The organism is Halomonas litopenaei, from assembly GCF_003045775.1.
In the GTDB taxonomy this organism is placed as follows: Bacteria; Pseudomonadota; Gammaproteobacteria; order Pseudomonadales; family Halomonadaceae; genus Halomonas; species Halomonas litopenaei.
This window is the reverse complement of the sequence record NZ_PXNS01000008.1, coordinates 82,593-91,652: the sequence shown is the minus strand read 5'-3', so window position 1 is coordinate 91,652 and position 9,060 is coordinate 82,593. Positions and strand designations below refer to the sequence as shown.

General features: G+C 64.3%; 10 protein-coding genes. 3 read left to right on the top strand and 7 right to left on the bottom strand.

Annotated features, from left to right (window positions below):
- The first annotated feature begins 169 nt into the window (after nucleotides 1-169).
- Both C6W88_RS14850 and C6W88_RS14845 read left to right on the top strand, forming a co-directional pair.
- On the top strand, nucleotides 170-844 hold the full coding sequence (locus tag C6W88_RS14850) for a 2-dehydro-3-deoxy-6-phosphogalactonate aldolase (protein ID WP_045995289.1): 675 nt from the start codon (nucleotides 170-172) through the stop codon (nucleotides 842-844).
- Nucleotides 841-1,749, top strand: a complete 909-nt coding sequence (locus C6W88_RS14845; protein WP_045995290.1) for a 2-dehydro-3-deoxygalactonokinase — start codon at nucleotides 841-843, stop codon at nucleotides 1,747-1,749. The genes C6W88_RS14850 and C6W88_RS14845 overlap by 4 nt, the downstream gene beginning before the upstream one ends.
- A gap of 104 nt (nucleotides 1,750-1,853) precedes the next feature.
- Here C6W88_RS14845 and C6W88_RS14840 read toward each other — a convergent pair whose 3' ends face one another.
- Nucleotides 1,854-2,717, bottom strand: coding sequence for a LysR substrate-binding domain-containing protein (locus tag C6W88_RS14840; protein WP_108133019.1), 864 nt, complete (start codon nucleotides 2,715-2,717; stop codon nucleotides 1,854-1,856).
- Nucleotides 2,718-2,838: 121 nt separating this feature from the next.
- Here C6W88_RS14840 and C6W88_RS14835 point away from each other — a divergent pair, with 121 nt between their 5' ends.
- On the top strand, nucleotides 2,839-3,759 hold the full coding sequence (locus C6W88_RS14835) for a DMT family transporter (RefSeq protein WP_231498661.1): 921 nt from the start codon (nucleotides 2,839-2,841) through the stop codon (nucleotides 3,757-3,759).
- A gap of 280 nt (nucleotides 3,760-4,039) precedes the next feature.
- Here the strand turns inward: C6W88_RS14835 and C6W88_RS14830 are convergent, their stop codons facing one another.
- The 6 genes from C6W88_RS14830 to C6W88_RS14810 all read right to left on the bottom strand — a co-directional run bounded on the left by C6W88_RS14830 (nucleotide 4,040) and on the right by C6W88_RS14810 (nucleotide 8,847).
- Nucleotides 4,040-4,363, bottom strand: a complete 324-nt coding sequence (locus C6W88_RS14830; RefSeq protein WP_108133018.1) for a hypothetical protein — start codon at nucleotides 4,361-4,363, stop codon at nucleotides 4,040-4,042.
- Between the two features lie 353 nt (nucleotides 4,364-4,716).
- Entirely contained in the window at nucleotides 4,717-5,202 is a 486-nt protein-coding gene (locus C6W88_RS14825) for a gluconokinase (protein WP_331281211.1), read from the bottom strand.
- A 198-nt stretch (nucleotides 5,203-5,400) separates the two neighbouring features.
- On the bottom strand, nucleotides 5,401-6,258 hold the full coding sequence (locus C6W88_RS14820; protein WP_108133016.1) for a nitrilase-related carbon-nitrogen hydrolase: 858 nt from the start codon (nucleotides 6,256-6,258) through the stop codon (nucleotides 5,401-5,403).
- Nucleotides 6,259-6,318: 60 nt separating this feature from the next.
- Nucleotides 6,319-6,495: a hypothetical protein gene (locus tag C6W88_RS21515; RefSeq protein WP_156088604.1), complete on the bottom strand. Its 177-nt coding sequence runs from the start codon at nucleotides 6,493-6,495 to the stop codon at nucleotides 6,319-6,321.
- A gap of 140 nt (nucleotides 6,496-6,635) precedes the next feature.
- The gene (locus C6W88_RS14815) at nucleotides 6,636-7,385 is read right to left on the bottom strand and encodes an SDR family oxidoreductase (RefSeq protein ID WP_108133015.1); all 750 of its coding nucleotides are present in this window, start codon (nucleotides 7,383-7,385) and stop codon (nucleotides 6,636-6,638) included.
- A gap of 154 nt (nucleotides 7,386-7,539) precedes the next feature.
- The gene (locus C6W88_RS14810) at nucleotides 7,540-8,847 is read right to left on the bottom strand and encodes an MmgE/PrpD family protein (RefSeq protein WP_108133014.1); all 1,308 of its coding nucleotides are present in this window, start codon (nucleotides 8,845-8,847) and stop codon (nucleotides 7,540-7,542) included.
- Nucleotides 8,848-9,060: the final 213 nt, after the last annotated feature.

Below are 9,060 nucleotides of genomic sequence, written 5' to 3'. Positions count from 1 at the left end.
CCTTTATCGCCCTGCAGCTATGCGTACTCGCGGCGCTGCTGGTGTGGCCCGAGATGGCCATGTGGCTAGTCAACTAGGTCTGAACCCTGACGGCGAAGGGCGGCAACAGCCGCCCTTCGCTTTATCATGGGGCTGAGTTTTCCTTCTTTTCGACTTCGAGGACTTTGCGATGAACGACGCTCAACGTCGCGTGCTGGACGCTGCCATGGCCGAGACGCCGCTGGTGGCGATCCTGCGTGGTATCACGCCGGACGAGATCGAGCCGGTCTGTCACGCCCTGGTCGAGGCCGGTTTCCGGCTGATCGAGATTCCGCTCAACTCGCCTGAGCCCTGGGTCAGCATCGAGCGCGCCGTGGCCTGTTGTCCCGACGACGTCTTGATCGGTGCCGGCACGGTGCTCGACGAAGACGATACCGCTCGGCTTGCCGAGCTCGGGGCGCCGTTGATGATCACCCCCAACACGGAGGCCGAGCTGGTGGCGCTGGGCGCCGAGCGTGGGCTTGCGCCGATGATCGGCTGCATGACCCCGACCGAAGCCTTGGCCGCGGCGCGGGCAGGGGCGACGGCACTCAAGCTGTTCCCGGCGGCACGCCTGGGTACCGGCTACTTCAAGGACATCAGTGCGATCCTGCCCAAGGGCCTGCCGGTGCTGGCGGTGGGCGGTATCGATCGCTCCAACATGGCCGAGTGGCATGCCGTCGGCATCGCCGGCTTCGGTTTCGGCAGCAACCTCTACAAGCCCGGACGCAGCGCCGTCGAGGTGGGGGAGATCGCACGCGAGCTGGTGGCCGAATGGCAGCGTCTGGCGGCTGACCAGGCAGGCCAGCAAGGGGGTGGCGCATGAGCCGGCGGCTGATCGCCATTGACTGGGGAACCAGCAACTTTCGGGCCTTTCTGGTGGACCGCGACAGCGGCGAGTGTCTCGATAGCGTGCGCTCGGATGCCGGGCTCAAGTCGTTGAGCACGGACGAATTCCCGCATTACTGCGAGGCCCAGGTCGGGGCCTGGCGAAAGGGCGGTGAAGTGCCGGTCTACCTGTCGGGCATGGTCGGCTCGGCGCGGGGCTGGAGCGAAGCACCGCAGCTCGAGGTGCCGCGTTCGGCCACCGACCTGGCCGACAATGTCGTAGCGGCGCCGGGGCTGGACAACGCCTGGATCGTGCCTGGCCTCAAGGTGGTGCGCGAGGATCACGTCGACGTGATGCGCGGCGAGGAGATCCAGGCCTTCGGTGCACTGGCGCTGCTGGGCTTGTCCGCCGGGGTCTGCTGTCTGCCGGGCACCCACAGCAAGTGGGCCCGTCTGGAAGGAGAGCGGCTGATCGACTTCTCCACGGTGATGACCGGCGAGCTCTATCATGCGGTGCGGTTTCATACCCTGCCGGGAGAGCCGGCCAGGGGCAGCGACGCCCACGACGCCGATGGCTTTGCCCAGGGGCTGGCGGCGGCGGACCATCCGGCGGGCTTGATGCACGCCCTGTTCGAAGGCCGAAGCCGCCACCTGTACGCAGGACTTGGCGCCCACCAGGTGGGCAGTTTTCTGTCCGGGGTGCTGATCGGTGCCGAGGTGCTGGCCCAGCGCGAGCATCTGCTGGACCACCAGGGCGCGGTGGTACTGGTCGGCTCGTCCAGTCTCAATCCGCTCTACCGCCAGGCGCTGGAGCGCCAGGGCATTCGCGTCGAGGAAGTCGACAGCGACAAGGCTACCCTGGCCGGGCTGGTTGCCTTGGCCGAACGCCACCGCGCGGGCTGATCGCAGGCAGCGGACGGACGCTGGCGGGGACGTCGGTACGGCCCTTTCCGGGCCTGGGAGCGACGCCCTGCGAGGAAGGGGGGAGTCGAGTCCAGCGTGCTCTGTCAGCTGGCCAGTTGAGTCGATAGCCAGGGCAGCAGGACTTCACTGGCTTCTCGCTGACGCGAGTCGGGATACACCAGATAGAAGCCCTGCTGGTCGTCGTCAAAGGCGCACAGTTCGACCAGCTCGCTACGTTCGAGGTGCGCGGTTGCCAGCAGTCGAGGGGCCAGCACCAGCCCCTGGCTCGATACCGCCGCGTCGATGGCCAGGCTGGTGTGGCTGAAGCGCAGTTGGCGTGCTTCTTGCTGCCCCGGCAATCGATCTGCGAAGCGGCCCCAGAGGCGATGCACATCGCTGCAAAGCGTTTGCGTCGACAAGTCCGTCAGGTCGATCGTGCCGCCTTGCCTTGCCAGGTAGTCCGGACTGCAAAGGGCGCAAAGCCCGATGCCGGCGAGACGGTGATGCTGCAAGCCTTCACCGAACGGTGGGCGGCCCATTCGGATAGCGAAGTCGACACCGTCGACAAAGAAATCCGCCAGACGTTCGCTGGCCTCGAGTTCCAGGTTGACCTCCGGGTAGGTGTCGCGAAACAGCGGGAGACGAGGCAGCAGCCACTTGCTGGCGAAGGAAGGGGTGACGCTGATCTTCAGCGGGCCTGCGCCAGCGAAGAGCTGTCGCGTGGCCTCATCGATCATCGCCAGTGCTGGCTTGAGTCGGCGGTGGTACTGCTGGCCCTTGCGAGTCAGGACCAATCCCCGCGCCTGGCGGACAAACAGGGCGACGCCCAGGTCGTCTTCGAGCTGACGGACACGTTGGGCCACGGCACTCTGGGTCAAGGTCAGTTCTTCTGCGGCCCGCCGGAAGTTCAGGTGGCGTGCCGCAGCGTCGAACATGCGCAGGGAGTCGAGCCTGGGTTGTCGTGTCATCGCGCCATCAGCCTGTAGTTTTTCTACATCCTGAAGCAAGGAGATAACGTTTTCGGCGTGAGGTCAATGCCGCCATCCTTGAACGAATCACAACGCACTTGATTCGCCGCAAGGAGGCCTCATGGCCAGACCGTACACGCTCATGACTGACCGTACCCGCTTGGCAGCGAGTGCCTATCTGGCGTTTATCGCTCTCGGGGTGATCTGGGGCAGCAACTTCGTGTTCATGAAATGGGCCTCCGAGTGGATCACCTCCTCTCAGGTTGCGCTGCTGAGGGTGGGCTTTGGCTTCCTGCCGATCCTTATTGTCGGCCTGGTCACCCGTTCTCTGCATTGGTCGCACCTGCGCCATTTGCATCACTTCGTGGTGATGGCGCTGTTGGCAACGGTGATCTACTACGTTGCCTTCGCTCAGGGGACTGCGCTTCTGCTGTCCAGTCTTGCCGGCATGCTCAGTGGTGCCATCCCGCTCTTTACCTTTGTCGCCGCCTGGCTCTTCCTGCGCAGCGAGCCGCTGAACCCTCGCTCCATTGGCGGTACCTTGCTGGGCTTTTTCGGCATTCTACTGATTGCCAGTCCTTGGGGAATGTCGGTCAATGAAGTGTCACCCGCCGGCGTTGGTTATATGGTGCTTGGGTCCGCCTCCGTGGGACTGTCGTTCGTTTACGCGCGCCGTTTCGTCAGTCCACTGGGATTACCACCACTGGCACTGGCGACCTATCAGACGGGCCTCGCCCTGCTTGTGCTATTGCTTGGCGTCGACCTTGGCGGGGTGAGCACGCTGTTCGACCATCCTCGCGCAGCCTGGGCGATGGCGGTCGGGCTTGGACTGCTCGGGACAGGGGTCGCCTATGTCCTTTACTACTTCATCGTCGATCGGTTGGGGGCGGTCGTAGCCTCGGGAGTGACCTATCTCCCGCCGGTCGTGGCGTTGATGATTGGTGTTCTGCTGGTGGGGGAGCCGGTGCGAGCACTGGATCTGGTAGCGATGGTCGCCATTCTGGCAGGGGTCGGTCTTCTACAGTCCGGTCGTCGCCAGTGACAGGCGCTGCACCTGTACAGCGCTTGCCGCTTGAACGGCAGGAAGACAGGGAGGCATATCCTCGTCTGGAACAGCATCTTGGCCGGACGGTGTGCCAGGTCCAGAAACCCAGATTCAGAAACCCAGGTCTAGAACCCCAGGTCTAGAACCCCAGGCATCAAGGACCGGTGACCGCTGGAGCTGCAGGACGGTCCTTGATGTCCGCTGGTGCTTGATGCCTTTCTAGACTGTTGCCCAGTGCCTGGTGAGAGATGGTCATACAAGGCGCGGCCGCCAGGCTTCAGGACGGGCGGAACTCGCCACTGGCGGTGGAGGACAGACCGTCAAAGGCACCATGACCGACAAAGGTCATGTCGTTGAAATCCAGCACGTAGCGCAGCGCCAGCTGTTGCTCCTCGAGCCCGTAGACGAAGATCCGGTGCTCATCGACCGGGGTCGCCAGGTAGGCGCAGCTGATGTCCTGGCACTCCTGGTTTGATGAGGCGTCACCCAGGGAGGTGCCGCCCAGACGATGGCGCATGCGAGTGGCATTCTCGAAGACGACGCCCCAGGTGGTGCCGTCACAGCTGAATTCAAACGTCTTGCCTACCATTGGATCTGTCATGGGAGCCTCCTGTCTGCTGATATCGACGCGCTGACGAGTTACGTACTGACCAGCGACGCGCTGATGTCGACGTTCCATTGTCGACGGCCGTTTGTTGCCGCGATTTACCGTGATTTACCGTGATTTGCCGGGATGCGGTCAACGCTGTTCGCCGTCGGTGCTGGTGGTCGACCAGAGTTGCAACATGACGACTTGGTGACAATTCTACGGACTTCATTACTGCTGCATGGGCGAGAAACTTTGCCTGTGCGGTATCACCGAGAAAAAAGCTGACAGTAGCCTGTGAGGGAAGGGCGACGCCGAGGTCAGGTGGGGTCTCCCTGCAACAGGTCGTTCAGCGCTGGCATCCAGGACTACCGGCGGCGCGCCAGCTGTGCCAGGAAGTCATCGATGATGGCATCGGGTGTCATCTGGATGTCGCAACGGATGGCCTCGTCATCGCCTGGCATTTCCAGGGTGGCGAGCTGACTCTTGAGCATATGCTCGCCGGCGAAGAAGTGCTGGCCACGGCTGTTCAGCCGCTCCAGCAGGACCTCGTGGCTGCCATGCAGATAAAGAATCTCCAGCGCGGGTGCTCCTTCGCGCAGCAGGTCCCGGTACTGGCGCTTGAGCGCCGAGCAGCCGATGACAAGCGATTGCCCCTGCTCGTGGTGCTTCCGGTAGAGCCCTGCCAGGGTGGCAAGCCAACCCTGACGATCCTCGTCGGTGAGCGGTTCACCGCGGGACATCTTGGCGATGCTTTCGGGGCTGTGATGGTCATCACCGTCGATAAACGGCGCGCCGGTTCGATCGGCCAGCAGTTTGCCGATATACGATTTTCCCGAACCGGAAACGCCCATGACGAGCAGGCAAGAAGGAGAGGGAAGGCCGCTGGATTGAGCCGATGTTGTCATAGGTGGCGCCGAAAATTGTCTGCAAGATGGAAGCGTTATCCTAGCATTTTCACCTTGAGAATTCTCGGCGCCTGGCGTCTCGATACCGTTGTCGAAAGCGCTGTCGATACCGTTGTCAAAAGCGCTACGCGAACCGGCGCTCTATCAGCGATAGCCGTTCATCAGTTCGCGAATCAGGGGGCTGTCGGCGTCACGCAGGGTCGGCAGTTCGAAGCGTGCCCTGGCGATGGCGGTACGTGACAGTTCGGCGCAGATCAGGGTCTCGCGATCCTCGGCCTCGGCCAGGCTCTCGCCGCGTGGGCCGAGGATCCGCGACCCACCCCAGAAGTGGCTGTCGCCTTCGGGTCCATAGCGGTTGGCCATCAGCACCGGCGTGCCGTAGGTCATGGCGTAGAAGCGCACGTTGAGTGCCCAGTTTTCCTCGTTGGAAAAGTCCTCGGAGACGATGCCGGAGGCCGAATTGATCGGTGCGCACAGTACCGTCGGCCGTGCCAGCAGGGCGGCATGCACCAGCGCCGGATTCCACAGGTCGGCGCAGATCATCGAGGTGGTGCTCCAGCCGGGGCGTACCGCCACCTCGGTCAGCCTGGCGCCATGGCTGAACCACTTGCCTTCCTCGAGTCCGCCGTAGGTGGGCAGGTTGAGCTTGCGGTGGACCGCCGCGATGCGACCGTCCTGAAGGATCGCCAGGGCGTTGTAGATCTCGCCGGGGCTCGCTTCCTCGACGAAGCCGACGATGACCTGCATGCCGGCGGCCGCCTTGGCCAGCTGGACCAGCCGCGGGTCTTCCGATGGCATGGCCACCTCCAGCACCCGCGGGCCCAGGCCGTAACCGGTCAATGAGAGCTCGGGAAAGACCAGCAATTCCACGCCACGACGGCGGGCGTCATGAATCACGTCGAGGTGATGGGCGAGATTGGCCTCGACGTTACCAAGGCGCGCGTTGATCTGGGCGCAGGCGACCTGTAGCTGGTCCTGATGCTGCGTGGCCTGATGCTGCATTGCTGGAATTCCTGAGGGTGGGGGAAGGGCGCCACAAGGTGCCGCAATTTGCCCGGCGGATCAACGTTCCTCACTGCTGTCGCTGTTGTCTCTGCTGCGTCCGGGCGTTGCGTCGCGGATGGCATCGCTTTCGTGGGGCGGCTGCAGCTTGCGCTTGAGCAGGCGAAAGCCGATCCAGTGGATGACGGCCAGCCCGACGAGGACCGCGGCGATAAGGAGATAGAAGCGAGTGTCCATAGAAGCGGCTCCGTTTGAGGCCCCGGACAACCCGGGGCCGAAATAATGCCTGACAGCAACATCTTCTATACGCCATTGAGACAGACGGCGAGACGACCTGGGTCAAGCGCCGACGAAAGCAGGCGCTTGTCAGACGAGCCTTAGCGCCCTCCGGCGGGGTCGATAAAGGCCCCAGTGACATAGGAGGCCGCGTCGGACAGCAGCCAGACGATGGCCTCGGCGACCTCTTCCGGACGACCGGCACGCCCCAGCGGACAGCCGGGCCCGAGTTCAGCCAGCCGCTCCGGTCGACCTGCCCGGGCATGGATATCGGTCTCGATCAGCCCTGGACGTACGGCATTGACGCGAATGCCACGGGGGCCCAGTTCCTTGCTCAAGCCGATGGTCAGCGTATCCAGTGCGCCCTTGCTGGCGGCGTAGTCGACGTACTCGTTGGGTGAGCCCAGGCGAGAGGCCATGGAGCTGACGTTGACCAGGGCACCATGGTCGACCAGAGCGCGCGCGGCTTCCCGGGCGACCAGCAGGGCGCCGAGCACATTGGTGTCGACCACCTGACGCAGGCGCTCCACTGACATGTCTGCCAGTGGCATGGAGGACGCTACGATACCGGCGTTGTTGACCACCCCGGTGATCGGGCCCAGGCGTTGTCGCGTACTGGCGAACAGCGCCATCACCTGGGCCTCCTCGACCACGTCGGCCTGAAGGGCAATGGCGCCGTCTTCGCCGGTCAACGCCTGACAGGCTGCCAGGGTGTCCCGAGCGGCAGCGTCATCGCTGCGGTAGCTGAAGGCGACTCGCGCACCGGCACGGGCGCAGGCCAGGGCGGTGGCGCGGCCGATACCGCGGGAGCCGCCGGTGATCAAGATGACGTCGGAGGGGGCGAATGGCATGTCGAATCCTCGGGTAGCGGTCTCATCTGCCTATCCTTGGCGCTTTCTCGGCGCTTGTCACCCTTGCCACCTTTGTCACCCTTGGCACCTTTGTCACCCGAGCCACCTCCCGTCATGTTCGACACCCTGGGCTCGCGTGTTCAAGCTCGCGCGTTCAAGGTTGTCCCAGCAACCTCAGCAGATCGCCGATGGGGCGTGTTTCCAGGGTGCCGACGACCTCCTCGATCTCCTTGGCGCGTGCACCCAGCACCGGGCTTGCCAGGGCCTGAAACTTGGCCGCGATCTCGCCATCGCTCAGCGGATTGTGGGGGTTGCCGCGGGCTTCCATGGCGGGGCTTTGAATACGTCGACCATCGCGCAGGTGCAGCGTCGCGCTGGCCCAGCGCTCGGCCGGAAAGCGTGCGTTGCAGTCATCGCATTCGGTGATCGTCACCCGCCGTGACAGCGCCACGAGATCGTCGTCACCGAGATCCCGGCTGATGGCGGCGACGTCGATGGTGCCTCGATCGAGAGCGCAGGCGACCGACCAGGGCAGGCTGTACTGGGCCTGTTCGGTCGTGGTCGGGGCGATGGTGTGCAGGCGTCTGGCCTCGTGGAAGGTGGTGATCTCGATGCGTTCGATATTGTCCACCTGGCGTTCGGTGGCGGGTATGGCGAGTACCGCCTCCACCGCCGGCTGGGCCCAGCGGCATACCGGATAGGCCTTGAAGTACTGCTGTGACAGGTAGTCACGCCGTCCCAGATCACCCCATACCGCGGCTTGCTGCTCGTCGCACAGGGTCACCGCCGGGGCGCCGGTGAAGCCGTCCTCGGCCAGCAGCGTGGCCGCGACGCCGGCCTGGGCACCCCAGCCGCTGCCATCCTTGAGCATGGTGGGGTGATCGATGCAGCGCATCATCTGGCTGCGTGGACCATAGAATTCGGCGATGCCGAGGGCGTGTTCCAGCTGGGCCGGGTCGAGGCCCTTGAGGCGCGCGGTCACCGCTGCCACACCGAGGGCATTCCAGGCCCCCGAGGTGTGGTAGTCGGGGCTCGAGGCGTGCAGCGCGATGCCGGCCCGGGTGGCGATCTCGTAGCCCATCGCCAGCAGGCCGAGAAAATCCCTGCCGCTGACCTTGTCGATCTCGGGCAGCGCCAGCAGTCCCGGCAGGATGGCGACGCCGGCGTGGCCCTTGGTCAGCACCTGACCGTCGTGGGCGTCGAGTGCATCGATCAGCCAGGCACCGTGCAGGGCGACGCCGGTAGCCGACGCCGTTGACGACGCGAACAGCAAGGGGCGATCCCCCGCGTGCTGCACCCTGACGTAGCGGCGTGCGTGCTCGGCCAGGGCAGTGTCGGTGGCGCCGGCGGCGACGCCGATCAGGTCGACCAGGCAGCGCTTGGCGTGGCGGCACTGAGCGTCATCGAGGCGGTCGAGGGGAGACGTGAGGATCCAGTGGATGACGTCCCGGGAAGTGCTCATGGGGAGGTCCTTTGTCGAACATGGGGAGCAGCAAGGGAGGAGGTGGGGCGACCGGTTGTTGCTGGTTGAGTGCCCGGTTGCCGCACGCTGGCGAGCTAGGGCTTGTCTGAAAAGTGCCTGCGCTCGGTAATACGGCGTTAAAAATCGGATCAACATGCTCATTTACACCCCGTAAACTGCGCTGTCTCACCGATTTTTGCCTTGTCTAACCTT